Source organism: Microcoleus sp. S13_C3, from assembly GCF_036700905.1.
In the GTDB taxonomy this organism is placed as follows: domain Bacteria; phylum Cyanobacteriota; class Cyanobacteriia; order Cyanobacteriales; family Microcoleaceae; genus Microcoleus.
The window spans coordinates 18,431-34,566 of the sequence record NZ_JAUBPT010000089.1 but is presented as its reverse complement, the minus strand read 5'-3'; the positions used below and the strand labels follow the sequence as shown (position 1 = coordinate 34,566).

The 16,136-nt window shown below is 47.7% G+C and carries 12 protein-coding genes; 1 reads left to right on the top strand and 11 read right to left on the bottom strand.

The genetic code is table 11. The features are described 5' to 3' along the window. Positions 1–127 precede the first annotated feature (127 nt). The 8 genes from QUA16_RS22525 to QUA16_RS22490 form a co-directional block, all read right to left on the bottom strand. A complete protein-coding gene (locus QUA16_RS22525; RefSeq protein ID WP_333105865.1) occupies positions 128–469 on the bottom strand; it encodes a type II toxin-antitoxin system PemK/MazF family toxin in 342 nt (113 codons plus the stop codon). After that, complete coding sequence (locus QUA16_RS22520; RefSeq protein WP_333105866.1) at positions 456–857, bottom strand: type II toxin-antitoxin system Phd/YefM family antitoxin; 402 nt, start codon at positions 855–857, stop codon at positions 456–458. The genes QUA16_RS22525 and QUA16_RS22520 overlap by 14 nt, the downstream gene beginning before the upstream one ends. A 147-nt stretch (positions 858–1,004) precedes the next feature. Beyond that, the gene (locus tag QUA16_RS22515; protein WP_333105867.1) at positions 1,005–2,096 is read right to left on the bottom strand and encodes a TPR end-of-group domain-containing protein; all 1,092 of its coding nucleotides are present in this window, start codon (positions 2,094–2,096) and stop codon (positions 1,005–1,007) included. Next, positions 2,093–3,436 carry an ATP-binding protein gene (locus tag QUA16_RS22510; protein ID WP_333105868.1) on the bottom strand — a complete coding sequence of 448 codons (1,344 nt, stop codon included), beginning with the start codon at positions 3,434–3,436 and terminating at the stop codon, positions 2,093–2,095. Before QUA16_RS22510 ends, QUA16_RS22515 begins: the two co-directional genes overlap by 4 nt. 171 nt (positions 3,437–3,607) lie before the next feature. Then, positions 3,608–4,126 (bottom strand): Ycf51 family protein, encoded by a 519-nt coding sequence (locus QUA16_RS22505; RefSeq protein WP_333082593.1) that lies wholly within the window; start codon positions 4,124–4,126, stop codon positions 3,608–3,610. 84 nt (positions 4,127–4,210) lie between these two features. Then, positions 4,211–5,269 (bottom strand): adenylate/guanylate cyclase domain-containing protein, encoded by a 1,059-nt coding sequence (locus QUA16_RS22500; RefSeq protein ID WP_333105870.1) that lies wholly within the window; start codon positions 5,267–5,269, stop codon positions 4,211–4,213. Continuing rightward, entirely contained in the window at positions 5,266–5,640 is a 375-nt protein-coding gene (locus QUA16_RS22495) for a response regulator (protein ID WP_015177895.1), read from the bottom strand. The genes QUA16_RS22500 and QUA16_RS22495 overlap by 4 nt, the downstream gene beginning before the upstream one ends. Continuing rightward, positions 5,633–9,352: a response regulator gene (locus QUA16_RS22490; protein WP_333105871.1), complete on the bottom strand. Its 3,720-nt coding sequence runs from the start codon at positions 9,350–9,352 to the stop codon at positions 5,633–5,635. The genes QUA16_RS22495 and QUA16_RS22490 overlap by 8 nt, the downstream gene beginning before the upstream one ends. Positions 9,353–10,144: 792 nt before the next feature. On the opposite strand from QUA16_RS22490, the gene QUA16_RS22485 reads away from it, so the two are divergent. Further along, entirely contained in the window at positions 10,145–10,315 is a 171-nt protein-coding gene (locus tag QUA16_RS22485; protein WP_333105873.1) for a hypothetical protein, read from the top strand. 75 nt (positions 10,316–10,390) lie between these two features. Here QUA16_RS22485 and QUA16_RS22480 read toward each other — a convergent pair whose 3' ends face one another. The 3 genes from QUA16_RS22480 to QUA16_RS22470 all read right to left on the bottom strand — a co-directional run bounded on the left by QUA16_RS22480 (position 10,391) and on the right by QUA16_RS22470 (position 16,098). Then, positions 10,391–12,904, bottom strand: coding sequence for an MASE1 domain-containing protein (locus QUA16_RS22480; RefSeq protein WP_333105874.1), 2,514 nt, complete (start codon positions 12,902–12,904; stop codon positions 10,391–10,393). 562 nt (positions 12,905–13,466) lie between these two features. Beyond that, the gene (locus QUA16_RS22475) at positions 13,467–15,131 is read right to left on the bottom strand and encodes an ABC transporter substrate-binding protein (protein WP_333105875.1); all 1,665 of its coding nucleotides are present in this window, start codon (positions 15,129–15,131) and stop codon (positions 13,467–13,469) included. 19 nt (positions 15,132–15,150) lie between these two features. Beyond that, positions 15,151–16,098, bottom strand: coding sequence for an RsmB/NOP family class I SAM-dependent RNA methyltransferase (locus QUA16_RS22470; RefSeq protein ID WP_333105876.1), 948 nt, complete (start codon positions 16,096–16,098; stop codon positions 15,151–15,153). Between the last annotated feature and the right edge of the window lie 38 nt (positions 16,099–16,136).

Sequence of the window (16,136 nt, the reverse complement as noted above, 5' to 3'; positions counted from 1 at the left end):
TCTCATTCTCTCCCGGCGCGGTGGCTCTAGTTCTTCTTTTGCCACCGTTCTCATCTTTGGCTAGTCTAAACTACAGTAAAAATTTAAAAGTTGCGTAAGTCCTGATATAAGTTTCACCTATCGGCGATCACTGACTTAGCAAATTGTAGAGCTTTTCAGCAATTTGAGCCTGTGTATTTGATGATAATTCACCTAACTCACGCTGAACAACCACTGTAGAAACAGTTACCAGTTGATGCAGCCTGATAGTAGATGGCACCCGCAGCCCCGAAGCCTGAAAGTCGGGATGAGAAGCTTCTAATACGATATCTGTTTCCAGTAGATTTGTGGGCAAGCGACTTGTAATATAAGCAAGAATAACATGGCGTCGCGCTCCCACAGGGTGAGTCAAGCAAGCTACAGGACGCAGTTTGTTTGCCGATAAATCATCATAGGGAAACGGTACTAGGAAAATCTTACCCTTGGTCATGGAATGGTTTACCGTCAGCTATGGTATAAATGTCTTCTTCTGGGTCTAGGATCGAACCAAAATCAGGCTGGATTGCTACTGTTTTAATCCATTCAGGGTCGTGGAAGGGCAAGCCATCAGCTAAAGTGTAGATATCTTCCGCTGAGTCTCTCAGAGAATCAAAAGCTGGATTTGCGATCGCAGCTTTTAGCCATTCATATTCTTCGAGTTTTGCTTTGTTAATTAGGGCGGCTTCTAGTGCTTCTAGTCGCTTCAGATCGGCATAAGTAATGATAGCAGCGATCGCCCTTCCTTCCTGTTCTATGACAATTCGTTCTCCAGTATCCTCGACATGGGCGATGAGTTCGGTAAATCTCTCATTAGTTACGGTTACATTTAGTTGAGTCATCTTTTACCTCGCTACTAATTCTTATATCATATCGTGTCCGCTAGCTTCGGTTGAAAAGTGTTTTTGATGCTGTAGGGGCGGGTTTTACCAACAATAATTGCCTAAAACCGACAATCTCATAAACCCGCCCCGCCCAAGGGTCAATCCCTATTCTTGAATTAAGGCTTGAAACCGAGTATGCGATCGCAGGCTGTCAAAACCCGAGTCAGTTTTTGCCATTTCTCGGTATTTGTCAGGGTTCAGATTGATGACTTGCTGCAAGTTTTGAATAGATAAGCCAATGGAGATAATCGCCTCTTCCAACCTGCCCATATTACCGAGTAGAATGCCCCGATTGTACCAGGCTTCGTGGTCGTAGGGTTTGATTTCTAAGGCTTTATCATAAGAGGCGATCCCATCTTCCAACCTGCCTATGTTACCGAGTGCAATGCCTCGATTGTACCAAGCTGCGTGTCTGTAAGGTTGAATTTCCAAGGCTTTGTCGTAGGAGGCGATCGCCTTTGCATATTGTTCAGCAGAGTGATACAATAAAGCTTGTTCGTAAAACAATTCAGCTTTTTGTTCTTGTGTTTGCCCGTCTTCGTCAATTAAAGTTTGAATCCTCACCAGCTCCCGTTTTTGTTCTTCCGGAGTTAAGGATAAATAATCTTCTATATTGCATCTTTCCGAACAAGCTTTTATTGATTCCGCTTCCAAGCGTTCTCCATCCATCGATAAATTAAACAAACTCGATCGCCAATCAAAAAAGTCCGGCGCCCGCTGAATCAAATAATCCACAGCAAACTTAGGCAAAATAAACACAAAGCAAATTTTAAAATTATCTCGAAATCGTTCTCGCTGCTGGTTTAAATTAACTAAAACAGGTGGCACGCCCCGCCAACTGTAAAAGTAAATATCCTCGCTTTCCCATCCACGGGCTTTTTTATCTCTTTCGTATTCATAAAGTGAATATTCCAAGCCTTTGACAAATAGAATATTGATTCGATCGCGTTCGGGCAACTCTTCAATTAGATTGTAAAAGTTATAAACGGGCTTCTCCAGAGCTAAAACCTCAATCTTTTGCGGCCGGATATCTGTTTTAACTCTAGCAATCCAGCGTTCTCCCTCAGCCAGCGTACACTCGACAAACAACAAGCGAAAGCCGTCTGTCCGATTAAGAGTGCGTACCAGAGCTCGATATTCTTCCTCCGGTTCTGCTGGAGGCAAATCTTCGTCCCAATCCATCATTTCTTGCGTCATGGCTGAAGTATAGCGACTGCTTCCTTAAATTCCTGAATGCCTTTAATTAGCGGGTGAACGTCGTACCAATTCTGCATTTCTTCATCCTCATCATAGTATCGGTATTCCAAAATACAGCGGTTAAATAGCAAATTGCGGTGCTGTTCGTCATTAAGTATCCGGCGAGAAACAGATACTTTCGCTAAAATTGACCAGTCATCTTTGTGGGCGGTTCTGCGGTAAATATTCCGCAAGTTCGTAATCGCCCTTTGCGCCGCTTTTGCAGTAATTGGCAACTCTTGGGTGCGATTTATAGCTTCTTGCAGCATCAACAGCAAATTCCTGACATGACCCCCGCTCATCAAGCACAGTTTTTCAAGCGTTTCTCTGGTGTCAAACCATTCTGTTTCTAATTCTAAAGATAAATGGGGAGCGACTTGTTTCACCCGCTTCTCAATCACCTCTTTCATTTTAGCAAGTCCCGCTTGATTAATTTCACCGCTGGGATTGCGTAGCATAATCATCGGCAGAACTTGCGGAGCATTATTATAATTATTGCTCAAATCGGTCGCGCGGTTGGAATGCACCATCGAAATCGGTACGGTGTAAACGACGTGACAATCTAAAGCTTTGAGTTGTTCGCTGCGGTCTAAAAAAATTTCGTCGAGATTGCTGCGTTCCCCTCCGTCTTTAGAAAACGGCACAATCCGGTCTAAATTATCGGCAATTATTGCCAGTTGTGAATATTGGGTGGGCAACTTTTTTTTAGCATCGCGAATAAACTGATTCAGCGCATCAAGCAGCGTTGTAGTGTAGGGATTAACTTTTTCTCTAATTTTTTGGCGCAGACTCGGTTCGGTTCTCACATTCGCCGTCAGTTTGGAAAACTGAGCAATTTGCATTTCTAAGCTCAAAGTTTCAAAAGACACCTCTGTCAAAGCTAAATCTTTTAAATCGTTCCAGCGGTTTTTCATCCAATCGAGCAAAGGTTTCGAGTCAGCATCTTTAATTGTTTCTAACAAGTGTCTAGTGCAAGCCAGCAAAATATCTGTATATTCAGTATCTTCGGGATTAATATCTTGTTCGTCAGCCGCGAAATAAACTACAAAATAGCCTTGTTCTGTTAAATATTTTTCTAGCCTCAGCAATTCGGTTGATTTTCCCGCACCGCGATGTCCGGCATACAATTGACAAGTCATCTGTTGGGAACGCTGAATATTGCGGCCCAAGTCTAAAGTAATATTGTCATCTCCCCGCACTTCTCGACAGTCAACATATCGCGGGTCGCCTGCTGGCAAAGGATAATATGGGTTGCAAGCATTGAAGAGGTCTGTTAGTAATTTTTCGGAATTTTGAGTCATAATTTGATATTTATTTTATAATATTTATTTTTTGTTTCAGCACTTACACACTACGACCAAAGAAACCGGGTTTTTTACCGAATCTGCGCGTTACAACGAAGTATTTTTGTAAAAAACCCGGTTTCAGCTCTCCCATGCGTAACTCCTAAGAATGCTGCTGCACCCTATCTTTTAAGCTTGATATTTTTTCAGAATAGCAACTTTTTCCGGGAAGATTTCGATCGCCATTTTGTCATCATATCGAGTCGCGAGCGATCGTCTCACCTCGCCCAAAAACAGCGGCTGCGACAGCCCCGGTTCAGGATGTACCACTGTACGAACCCGGATGGTCATGTAGTCTCTGCCCCGCCCAGAGCGCCCTGGAGAGTACAAATCCGCAGCCGCTTGCTGCATCGTTGCTTCTAATTCCGATTCGGTGATCGTAGGTGGCACAGTAACTACTGTTTGAGCGCCGCCTGTATCGTAAACTAAAGAATAGCGCACTGCACCAGGAATTTCTGTACGGGAAAACAGTCCCAAACCCAGACCAAATATACTCGCAGCAATTACTCCCATAAAGCTTGTCACTCCTACCAATCGGAAGCGAAAACCCCATTTGAAGATAAATGCTATAACTGTTAGAATAGCTAAAGCTACTGTCAGAATTCCCGCCCATTGGGCGTACATTAAGAGATTAGAATTTACGCTCATTTGATGATTTGTTGACTGTTGACTGTTGACTGTTGACTGTGGATATTAGTTACCGATACCCGATGCCCAATGCCCAATGATTAATTAAGCGTTTCGGGCCACAAGCAGATAAGTCATCATATCGCCTTTCCCCTTCACTGGAATCACGCCGCGCTCCTCAAAAACGTACTTACCCCGCAAGCGCTCGTAGGTAGCAACTGTCACCTGAATGCTGCCGGGGACGCCTTGAGATTCCATCCGGGAAGCTGTATTTACCGTATCTCCCCACAAATCGTAAGTAAATTTTTTAGTACCGATTACCCCAGCTTCTACCGGACCTGTGTGGATGCCGATGCGGATGCTGAGCGGCTGACCTCCCTTGGTACGGATCTTAGTCATTGCTGCTTGAATGTCTAGCGCCATTTCGGCGATCGACTCGGCGTGGTCGTCGCTGGGCGTCGGCAAACCGCCAACTACCATATAAGCATCGCCGATCGTCTTAATTTTCTCAAGTCCGTAGCGCTCGGCCAACTCGTCAAAAGCCGAAAAAATCTCGTTGAGCAACTCCACCAATTGGGCCGGCGATAAATGAGCCGAAAGCTTAGTAAAACCGACCAAATCGGCAAACATCACTGTCACCTCAGCGAAACTGTCTGCGATCGTAATTTCCCCGTGTTTGAGGCGCTGTGCGATCGCCTTCGGTAAAATATTTAACAGCAAACGCTCGGACTTTTCCTTTTCCTGGGCCAATTCATGTAAATACGCCTGTTCCTTATCCCGCAGTCGCTTCTTTTCCAGACAAGCGCTAATCCGAGCCTTGAGCAATACCGGATTGAACGGTTTAGAAAGATAATCCTCCGCCCCCAACTCTATACACCGGACGATACTGTCGATATCGTCCACCGCCGAAATCATAATCACCGGGATGTAGCGCAAATTGTCGTCCGCCTTCAGACTTTCGAGCACCTGATAGCCGTTCATTTGCGGCATCATAATGTCTAGAAGAACCAAATCAAAAGGAACGCTTCGCAACATTTCCAGAGCTTGGAGACCATCTTCAGCAACAGTCACCAGATGGCCTTGACGCTGAAGTCGGCGGGCCAACAAATCGCGGTTTACCTCATTGTCGTCAACAACCAGCACGCTGCCCTCGTCACCTTTCATGTCAGGGCCTCTTTCAGAAGCGTTTCAATTTTACCCAAAAGTCGGGGAAACTCGACCGGTTTGGTGTCGTAGTCGTTGCAGCCGGCGGCAAGACACTTTTCACGATCGCCCGCCATTGCGTGAGCCGTCAGCGCAATCACCGGAATCCTGCTAGTTTCAGGAGCCGCCTTAATTTGCTGCGTTGCTTGCCACCCGTCGAGCACTGGCAGACTCATATCCATCAGAATCAAATCCGGTACTTTCGCGAGCGCCATCGACACTCCCTCAGCACCGTCAACAGCAATAAAGACCTCATGTCCCTTCCGGGCCAGACGCCTGGAAAGCATATCCCTATTCATTTCGTTATCTTCGACCAACAGGATTTTAGCCATTGGTGTTCTCCTTGCCTTTCGAGTCGTACCTGCGATCGAGCCTGTCATTTACTATAGAGCGAACATCGCGCAACAAAGTATCGCAACTGTAGACTCCTTTTTGTAGTACCCGCTCGACGTAGCCGTTTAGCTGCTGGCTTTCGGCCGGTGTCAAGTTTTTCCCCGTGAGTACAACAATCGGTATAGGATCTCCCGAATGGGATTTGCGAATTTCCCCGATCAACTCAAAACCATCCATTTCTGGCAACATCAAATCCAGTAATATCAGGTGCGGGCGAGCAACTTTTAGCCGATCGAGAGCAGCGCGTCCGCTGTCAGCTTCCGTTACTGCCCAGCCTTGTGTTTCTAGTATGCGTCGCAGTATTTCGCGCGTGGCAACGTCATCTTCCACAATTAGAATCTGACAGGTCAAATTGTTACTTGCAACGCCGTCTTGGTCGCGTCGGTACTTGTTCAACAAGGCAGCCAGCCGTTTGCCGTCCACTGGTTTGGTGAGATAGTCCGAGGCACCCAATGCAAAGCCGAGGCTTTTGTTGCCCACAAAGGATAGCAGGATTACGGGAATTTCGGCAAGCTCAGGATCTGCCTTCAGCGCTGAGAGTACCGCCCAGCCGTCCATTCCGGGCATGATCACATCCAGGGTAATGGCGTCTGGCCGTAGTTGCTTAGCGAGCCGGAGAGCTTGCTCGCCGCCGCCGGCGACTTCTACGTGCAGTCCTTGGCGACTGAGGGTGCGCTGGATTAAATCCCGCGAGATCGGGTCGTCGTCAACTACCAGCACCGTGCCGACAGCGGGGGCGTCGGGAGGGCTAGTGCTGTCGTGGACATTGTTGGGGATTTCCGGCTGTTTGATGGCGCTGGGCAAGAGCACGGTGAAAGTAGTGCCGGAGCCCGAGGTGCTGCTGACCTCAATGCTGCCGCCCATCATCTGACAGAAGCGCTGGCTGATTGCTAGTCCCAAACCGGTGCCACCGTACTCGCGGGTAGTCGAGGCATCAGCTTGGGTGAAAGGTTGGAAAACTCGCTCCAATTGCTCTTGTGTCATGCCGATGCCGGTGTCGGCGACACGGAAACTTAAAAATTCGGAGTTGGAAATTAAAATTTCGGAAGATTCCTCTTGATTTTTCATTTTTAATTGTTCATTTTTAATTCTTTCCACTCCGATCGCAATTCTCCCGTTTTGTGTGAATTTGGCAGCGTTGCTGAGCAAGTTAAGCAGCACTTGCCGCACTTTGGTCATGTCCGCGTGCATGGTGTCGAGGTTGTCTGGACAGTACACTTCTAGGGTATTACCGTTTTTCTCCACCAGCGGCCTGGCCGTGGCAACAGCACTTTCAATTAAGGTATGGATGTCGAAGGTTTCTAAGTAGAGATCCATTCGACCTGCTTCAATTTTAGAGATATCTAGGATGTCGTCGATCATCGACAGCAGGTGTTTGCCGGCGCTGCAGATTTTTTCTAGGTCAGGGACGAAAGCTTCATCGCCCAATTCTTCGGCTTCTTCTTGGAGCATTTCGCTGTAGCCGATGATGGCATTGAGCGGTGTGCGAAGTTCGTGGCTCATGTTGGCGAGAAATGTGCTTTTTGCCCTGTTGGCTGATTCTGCTGCTTCTAGGGCCGACTGCAAGGCGGATTCTGCCTGTTTGCGATCGGTGATGTCTTGGACTGTGCCTTCGTAGTACAAAACGCTGCCGTTTTTGTCGCAGATGCTGCGGGCGTTTTCAGAAATCCAGATCGTGCTACCGTCTCGGCGGTATATTTGGGATTCAAATTTTGACACTTGGCGGCGCGCGCCCAATAGGGCCATAAACTCGGCGCGCCGATTGGGGTCTACGTAAAGTTGGCGGTTGATCTCGGTGAGTTCGGCGAGCATTTGGGTACAGGATTCGTAGCCGTAAATTCGGGCTAGTGCGCTATTGCCACTGAGGTAGCGCCCGTCTGAGGTGGTCTGGAATATGCCTTCGACTGCGTTTTCAAAGATGCTGCGGTATTTTGTTTCGGATTGTCTCAAGGCTGCTTCTGCTCGCTTGCGCTCTAGGGCATTGGCGAGCATTTCTCCTACCATTTTTAGCTGTGGGGATATTTCGGTTGCTCGACCTGCTGTTTGCTGTAAGCCATCTAATCCGAGAAATCCTACTAGGTTTTCACTACAAATTAGGGGAATAATTATCAGCGATTGGATATTTTTTAGCGGTTTTTGTGATTCTAAATTATTGGGGGAAGCGCCAATCGAAGGTATTGAGGCGGTTGCTGTTTGATTGACTGTTTGGGATGGGGAGTCTGTCTGGAATTGGGCTGGATTTTGACCGATAAAATAGGCAATTTCGGCGATTGCTGGGGGCGGGAGTTCGCCGATTTCTGGAATATAAAGGCATTCTGCGCGATCGAGCTTTTCTGCGATCCAAGGGATTTGTGCAATGTCTATTGGTTTGTCGGTGCTGTTTTTGACTGCCGGAATGCTTTCGCCGCACCACTCGTAGGTTTTGTCGGCGCGGGTTTTGTCGAATGATAACAGGTAGATGTAACTGCGGTCAAACCCGATCGAGGTAGCGATCGCTTCCAGGGTTCGATCGATGCTTTTATCTATTTCTGATAAGGGCTGGCTGATAAAATCGGTTGACAAACGGGCAATCAACTGAGCGAATTCTATTCGATACTGCAAAGATTGTTCTACTTTTTTGAGTTCGGTAACGTCTCGAAAGCTCCAGACTCTACCGACTGTTTTCGCTCCGACTTTTGAGGGCAACGAATTTAATTCCAGAATTTTTCCGTCTTTAAATTCTAATAATTCGCTGATTTGAGTATCTGAATCGGCCGACACTTTGAGCACGTTTTGGAGAAATCCTTGCGGGTCTTTTAATTGTTCCCTCTCGAAGGGGAATCCTGTTTCGATCGTGTTTTTGACTGCGCCGAAGCTCGATCGGCTCAACTTTCCTTGGCTGGCGGACAAACCCCACATCTCTAGAAATTTCTGATTATAATTACATATATTGCCGTTGATGTCAACCGCCAGAATTCCTGCATCTGTAGATTTTAGAACTGCTTGCAGTATCGAGAGCGATTGCTTGTGTTCTCTAATGTCAAAAATCTCAAAAAACACCAAAACTGATATTTCGCTGCCCTCAACTGCGGGATGGAAAAAATAGGAAACTGGTAAAATCTTGCCGTCGCGACACAAAAACTCGTCGTCCCAATTGTTGCAAGGTTGACCGGAAGCGATCGCCTGTTGTAAATCTAGTGTAGGTGCGATCGGCCTATCTTCACTCTTGCTGGGCGACTGTTTCGGAGCCGTCAAAACTTGGGATTTGTTGCCTTTGTTTTGCTTCCCGATGCGCTCTAGCAGATAAACGCCTGCAAGTTCCGATTCTCGCCACCCCAGCAAGCGTTCGGCCTCTGGATTCACCGAGATTACACAGCCCTTCGCGTCAAGGATACACAATCCCGCCCCCAAACTGTTGACACTCGCCCGCAGTCGATCGAATTCTGAAGCTGTTGGAGAGTCTTGAGGGGACTGGGGCGAGTCAGTTAAATCCTTGAGCGCCACCGTCTCCGAGTTCAAGCAATCCTGCTGCTGAAGTTCTTGCTGACTCAGAGCTCCGTCATAGCTAAAACTTACCTGCTCTAATAAAAGCTGCCACTGCTCAGCAGTGGGAGGGGGAGACTCGCCGACTAAACCGAGGTGTTCGAGTTGGCGCTGGAGGTGGGGGTGCATATTTTCTGGCGCTTGGTAGGCAACTTTCTACAGTATATCTTTTTAATTAATAATATATATACGTAGGTATACGGTTAGGGAACAAGCACGCGACCGAAGTCTATGACAGGTTTTATTGAGAAGCCGGGGGATCATCTCTGCACTCCAAAATCTTTCAAACTCGGCTAATTATATTAATTCTCAGAACTTTTAAGGCTTGTCCACAAACCAATGCTCTGAATGTCGGCAGCACGCTCAAAAATAATAATATCATCTTATCAAGTCAATACTCAGGAAAGTTTGGGTAACGATACTATAAGGTTACGCGGGGCAAGGAGCAGAAAAAAGTCGAATTAAATGCAATCCCGGCGTGGAGCCGACATTGATTTAATTATCCACAGTCGAGCAAAGTCAAGCGAGAATCAGCCATTGGGCCAGAGAAAAACTGTTCGGAGTATTAATCAAGTGAACTTACCCTCAAAAACTAGGTGGGACCCAAAAAACGATCGCGGACGCGGGTACTGGACAGGAAAAATTATTATTCCCATGCCTGCCGAAACGATTTCAGGACTTTTCGTATTTACTCATCAATTAATTAGGGTTATCTAACCCGCCCTAATCTTCTACCTCTATAGCAATCCTACATCATTTGTGAATTTATTACTCCCGATCGAGCGGGTTCGGGGAGGGTTGGGGTGGGGTAAAAAAAATACGACTCATTTAAGATTACTCTATATTAGAAAAACCTCGTAAAAAACTTACTTTATAATGTGATAAATTCTGGGGAAAATCTCCCTATCTGTTAGCGAAATAATGGGAGCATCTCACCTTTGCAGCCCTCCGCTAGAAATTGGAGTTTTGAGGCAGGAGGCAGGAGGCAGGAGGCAGAAGGAAAGAGGCAGAAGGAAAGAGGCAGAAGGAAAGAAGAAGAAGGAAGGAGCCAGAAGAAGGAAGGAGCCAGAAGAAGTATTTTTACAAATATGAGATGCTCCCGAAATAATCAGCCAAGTGCGGAGGCAAATAAAATTTACAGGCATAGAAAATAACTGTAAAAAAATATTATTGGTCAGGATTTTCGGTTGAGATCGAAAGGTCGGTGAAAATAGCTGGCAGCCGAATGGTAAAGGTAGAACCTTTGTCCTCCTCGCTGAATGCGGTAATGTCTCCGCCCATCATTTCGCAGAATTTCTTAGTAATCGTCAGCCCCAAACCAGTGCCGCCGTACTTCTTAGTAGTTGAGGAATCGGCTTGGGTGAAAGGCTCAAAGATTCTGGCTAACTGTTCGGGAGTCATGCCAATGCCGGTATCTGTTACCGTAAAAATGATCCAATCTTGAGCGGAAGATAAGAGAGACAAGCTATTTTCAGCTTGGCCACCTCCTCTATACGCTCCAAGTTTTTTGCCTTTCTTTGCAGCGTCGGCGGGGATTTCGACGGATCGGGTAACGGCGAAGGTAATCGCGCCGGAGCAAGTAAATTTCGCGGCATTGCTGAGGAGGTTGAGCAGAGACTGCCGGAGTTTAGTTTTGTCGGTGTGCATCGAGCCAATATCATCGGGGCATTGTATTTCTAGGATATTGCTATTTTTGTGTGCCATCGGTGCGATCGTGGCCACTACTTCCTCAACCAGAGTTGAAATGGTGAAGGTTTCGAGGTCGAAGTCGATGCGGCCTGCTTCAATTTTGGTCAAGTCGAGAATATGTTTAATCAGCGCGAGTAGGTGCTGGCCGGCCGTGTTAATTCTCTGGAGGTCGTCGATGAACTCTTCGGCACCGAGGTCTCGGGCGTCTTCTTGCAGGAGCTCGCTATAGCCGATGATGGCGTTGAGGGGGGTTCTGAGTTCATGACTCATGTTGGCGAGAAAAATGCTTTTGGATCTATTTGCAGCTTCGGCGGCTAATGCGGCCCGGCGGAATTCTTCGGAACGCAAGCGTTCGGTGATGTCGGTGGTCATGATTAAAACGCACTGAGTGCTGCCGAGGTGGATGAGTTCCACTGACAGCAGCCAGTCGCGCACTTCGCCGGCTTTGGTGCGAATTTTGATTTCTTGGTTGCTGATCGAATTTTGTGATTGCAAAACCTGGGCGAGCCGCCCCCCGTCTTCTGAATTGACAAACATTCCTAAGTCGCTGGGAGTGCGGCCGATAAATTCGTGCCGCAGCCAGCCTAATGAGCGCAAAAAGCTTTCGTTGGCATCGAGGAAGCATCCGTCTGTGAGGGTGCAGATGCTGATCCCGACTGGGGATGCGTGAAAAGCCTTGGAAAATCTTTCTTCTGAAGAACGCAGGGCGGCTTCGGCTTGCTTTCTGTCTGTGATGTCTTGGACGGTGCTGGTGATGTAGAGGGAGGTGACGGCGGCTTGTTCGTAGACTGTGCGGTTGCTACCGTCGGGGAGTATGAGCCTGTAGTCGATGCTGTAAGGCTGTTGCTGAAATAAAGCGGCTTCGATCGAGGTTTTGACTAATTCTCTGTCTTCAGGGTGTACGTATTTCAAGAAGGCTTCCAGGCTGGGTTCAAAAGTGCCCGGTTCCTGTCCCAAGATGCGGTAAATTTCCTCTGACCACCGCAATTGCTGGGCGTTGCGGTCTAAGTCCCAGTTGCCTAGCTGGGCGATGCGTTGGGCGTTAGCGAGGCTGGCTTCGCTGGCGCGCAGGGAGGCTTCTGCTTGGTGGCGTTCGGCGACGGTGGCAGCTAAGACTAAGCCGGTGACGGCGATGACGGCGATGAAGGCTTGCAGGGATAACAGCGCTTGGGGGATACTGCTGGCGTGTTTGAGGAAGGGGCCGCTGCCTCGGGCTATACCCCAGATGGCGAAGCCACAGAGGATGAAGTTGGAGAGGGCGGTGTAGCGCTGACCGAATCGAAAGGCAGCCCAAACTACTAGGGGAAATGGTAAGTATTCGAGGGGATAGCGGGCGTAGGCGGCGCGGGTGCGGGAGCAAAAGACGAGCCAGCCGACTGCTAGTAGCAGCAGCAGCCAAATCGCTCGTTCAGCTATCTGTTGGCGATGGGTGGGGACTTTGGGCCATTGTTGCCACGTCAGTAGTAGCGGGGCGACGAGCAAAATTCCCATAGCGTCTCCCACCCACCAAGTCCCCCAAATCGTGCCAAAATCGCTCCAGCTAGATAAACCGGTCAGGCAGACGACGATGCTGCCGATGGTGGAGTTGATTAGGGTAGAGCTCAAGGCTGCTAGTCCGACTATTCCTAAAACGTCTTTGAGCCGATCGAGCCGGGCGCTAAAGTTAATGCCCTGGAGTAGATAAGTTCCCGTCCACGCTTGCAGGGTTCTGGCGCCTGCCGAGATCAATGCCGTGCCGAGGTTGGCCGACGGTACGCTCATGCTGAACAGGAAGCCTCCGATCGCGATTCCCGGCCACAGTTGCCGCCCAAACAGCAGCAGGGCGACTTGGGCAATTCCTGCTGCTGGCCACATCGGGTAAATTTCTGAACTGAGGGTGAGGGTGGAAATGGCGAATTCCGACGCCCAATAGTAGACCAGGGCGATCGCGCCTACTGCGAGGAAGTACCGCCAGGAATGTCCTTTGATTGCGTTAAGGAACTTTGTCTGCATGGTCGTTTGGGGAAAAGGTGGACGGTTGTTGGGGTCTCAGTATGTGGCACGGGACAGGCAGAGGGTAGAGAAAATGTTTCTATTAGGTCATGGGTGGTAGGTAGTGAGAGAAGCTTTTGAGCTAACTTTTTGTGGGGCCGTTGAGTGAGCGGTTTTTTTGTTCTATCAAATCTGCCCATGAATTTCGGGAGTATTGCTTTTTTGTAAATATATCTCTAATGGCTAAGCAATTGGTTTGTAATTTTTTGGTTTTTGTTAAAAATTTATTACCGAGCGACAGCGGGTGTCTTTTTGTGTCGGGCGAGCGTAACTCAATTCACCCTAACATTTTGCACGGTGCTCAATAATACCTAAAATACCTAAAATACCTAAAATACCAATAACAGCGACGTAAAATCTCTGCTTTTAGGTAAGTCGGGGGCAAGAAACACGGTTTCTGATTAGAAGTGCAGGTGGTAGTGATTTTCACTAGATTTTTAACCCATTAATCGAGGCTTCAAGTCTTTCGCTCGAATACAGTGAAAGCGGATAATTTACAGCAATAAAAAAGATTTTTTATTGTCTATTTCTCTTTGGCTGTTGCAATATCTAATGTTAGTGTCAAACGCTCTTGAGATTCTTTAAGGGCGTCTTGGGGGTTGCGGCCCAGAAGGGTTGCCTCTATGGCGCGACCGAGGTTTTCTGACAGGCGGGAGTAACCTGATATAATGGGTCGCGCTCTGGCTGAGTTCATTTGTTCTAAAAATACTCGCAAAATAGGGTTTTTTTCCACAAAGCTTTGATAAGCTTGGCTCTGTCTCGATTTTAAGTTAATGGGCAAGTAACCTGTTCCCAATGCCCATGCTGTTTGGAATTCTTCACCTATAACGTATTCTAAGAATACTAGGGCTGCTCGCTCTCGTTCTGGCGAGGTTTTCATTAAAAATAGGTTTTCACCCCCTACGACGGCTGCGGGGCGTTTGAGGATGGGTAAAGGCATTGCTGCGTAGTCGATCGCACTTTGCTGCAACTGTGCTAGCGTCCACGGCCCGGTGATTTGCATAGCGACTTTCCCGGCGATGAAATTGTCGAGTTCGTAACCGCGTTCGGGTGCTGACAATATTGCTGAACCTTCTTTTAACAAGTCGCTCCACAATTCTAAGGCAGCGTGAGAACCGGAATTATCTATTTGGGGTACAGGACTTTGAGGTATTTCGCCTTTGAGTTCGCCGCCTGCGCTGAACATGAACGGCAGCCAGGTAAATACTGTCCATTCTCCTTTGCCTAGGGGGAGCACTATGCCGTGTTGGTCTGTGCGGCCGTCTCCGTTGGTATCTCGCGTGAGCGATCGGGCTACTTGCTTTAATTGGGCCCAATTGTGTGGCACTTCTTTGATTCCTGCTGCTGCAAATAAGCTGGGACGGTAAAATATGGCGACGTTATTTGTGCCTAGGGGAACTGACAAAGTGTGTCCGCCAAGTTCCATTGACTCGAAGAGAGCCGGGTCGATTTCGGCTTTCCGGGGCGATTTGTCGAGCCAGTTTTCTAAGGGTTCGATTGCGTCGAGTTCTGCTAGTTTTCCTGCAATTGAGGGGCCATTCCACAGCACATCCGGCGGTGCATTTCCAACTATTGCTGTGAGTATTTTTGGTAGTTGTTGGTCGGGCTGACCGATGTAAACTGGTTTGATCTGGATGTTGGGATGCGTTTTGTTGAATTGGTCTGTGAGGGTTTGAAATACGTCGCGATTGGGCGGGGGATTGATGCCGTGCCACAGTGTGAGTTCGATGGGTTCGCCGCTTTTTAAGGCTGGGGTTGTGCTGTTTTGACAGCCGCTTAATATTAGCAAACTTAAAGCTAGGAAAATGCAGGCTGCACGTTTGGTTTGCAGTCGATAGCGGTTTTCAAGTGAGTAGGTACACGGCAGTCCCAATGCGTGACCAATTAAGACCCAAACCCATAATAAATCTCGCTTGTCGTCGAGTATATATCCCCCTACATCCCCCTTGAAAATGGGGACTTTGAGAATATTTCTTGTCCCTCCCTTAGTAGGGGCGGTGCCCCCGTGCCCGCCCTTGGTCAGGGGGGATCTAGACTTCGATACAAACAATAGATACGGTCGGTTTAACGTTAATTTGTCACCTTTTGGCAGTGCCTTGTTCCTACTGTATTTCAGAGAATTTAAAAATGTTGCGGTCGCATTGTGTAGCTGTCGGTAAATTGCTGTGGCAAATTGAGATAAAATCATTTTCAATAAAAGCGGATAATTACAGAGTAAAACGAGCTAAATCTCGAAAATCTGCTGGTAGCTGATTTCTCTCTCCATCCGAGGTGTTTTGAAACAAAACGGTGAAAGCTCCTGCTCCTAGTCTATCTTGCGGCCACATCCGATCGCAAGGAATTTCTGTCACGTGCGATCGATATTTTTCTAAATGAGGAACAATGACTGGCCCAAATTCGGGGAATTTGCTTAACAGCCATTCGCTGACTTGTTCATTTTCTGCCGTGGAATAAGTGCAGGTCATGTATGCAAGATAACCTTGGGGCGCTACAATTTTAGCAGAATTGGCTAAAATTCTTTTTTGGCGGTTGGCATTGCTGTTGATGGTGACATGATGAAAGCAGCCTGGTGCTTTGTCTCCTTTTGCTAAGAGTGATTGACCAGTACAAGGAGCATCCACTATTACTAAATTAGCCGTTTGTGGCATCTTTTCGGCAAGTATTTTTGAATCGGCGTTGGCGGCGGCGGATGGTTGAATTTGGCAGCGTCTTAAATTAGATATCAGCATTCCCATGCGTTTGCCTATGACTTCGTTGCACAAGAGCAATTCTGGCTTTAATGTTTTCCAGGCAAAGACACTTTTGCGTCCGGGGGCGACGCACATATCTAAGATTAGTTTGATTGGCTGCGGTATTGTTAACAATGTGGAGGCGGCGAAGATTGAGGAAAAGTCGAGACAGTAGTAATGTCCGGCTTGATGTAAGGAATGTTTTCCCGGTTGGGATTCTAAGGCTAGTCTAGCTACAAATTCCGGTTGCCAAGAAACGGGAATTTCGAGATTAAATGGGTTTCCTGTTGGTTTTGGTTGCAGCCACAAGATAGCAGGATTAAAAGCTTGGAGATTGGTAACGGCATGAATGAATTTTTCTTGTTCTGCGGTGTCGGCAAATAAGCTGCGGCTGAGTTTCAGCAGGAGATTCGACGGGCTTCCCATGCTCTGACAGATATGATAAGATTCAGATGAACACTAAA

Excerpts from the sequence above, each read along its gene's own strand:
- QUA16_RS22525 (WP_333105865.1), bottom strand. The coding sequence starts at position 469 with ATGACCAAGGGTAAGATTTTCCTAGTACCGTTTCCCTATGATGATTTA.
- QUA16_RS22520 (WP_333105866.1), bottom strand. The coding sequence starts at position 857 with ATGACTCAACTAAATGTAACCGTAACTAATGAGAGATTTACCGAACTC.
- QUA16_RS22515 (WP_333105867.1), bottom strand. The coding sequence starts at position 2,096 with ATGACGCAAGAAATGATGGATTGGGACGAAGATTTGCCTCCAGCAGAA.
- QUA16_RS22510 (WP_333105868.1), bottom strand. The coding sequence starts at position 3,436 with ATGACTCAAAATTCCGAAAAATTACTAACAGACCTCTTCAATGCTTGC.
- QUA16_RS22505 (WP_333082593.1), bottom strand. The coding sequence starts at position 4,126 with ATGAGCGTAAATTCTAATCTCTTAATGTACGCCCAATGGGCGGGAATT.
- QUA16_RS22500 (WP_333105870.1), bottom strand. The coding sequence starts at position 5,269 with ATGAAAGGTGACGAGGGCAGCGTGCTGGTTGTTGACGACAATGAGGTA.
- QUA16_RS22495 (WP_015177895.1), bottom strand. The coding sequence starts at position 5,640 with ATGGCTAAAATCCTGTTGGTCGAAGATAACGAAATGAATAGGGATATG.
- QUA16_RS22490 (WP_333105871.1), bottom strand. The coding sequence starts at position 9,352 with ATGCACCCCCACCTCCAGCGCCAACTCGAACACCTCGGTTTAGTCGGC.
- QUA16_RS22485 (WP_333105873.1), top strand. The coding sequence starts at position 10,145 with ATGGGAGCATCTCACCTTTGCAGCCCTCCGCTAGAAATTGGAGTTTTG.
- QUA16_RS22480 (WP_333105874.1), bottom strand. The coding sequence starts at position 12,904 with ATGCAGACAAAGTTCCTTAACGCAATCAAAGGACATTCCTGGCGGTAC.
- QUA16_RS22475 (WP_333105875.1), bottom strand. The coding sequence starts at position 15,131 with ATGATTTTATCTCAATTTGCCACAGCAATTTACCGACAGCTACACAAT.
- QUA16_RS22470 (WP_333105876.1), bottom strand. The coding sequence starts at position 16,098 with ATGGGAAGCCCGTCGAATCTCCTGCTGAAACTCAGCCGCAGCTTATTT.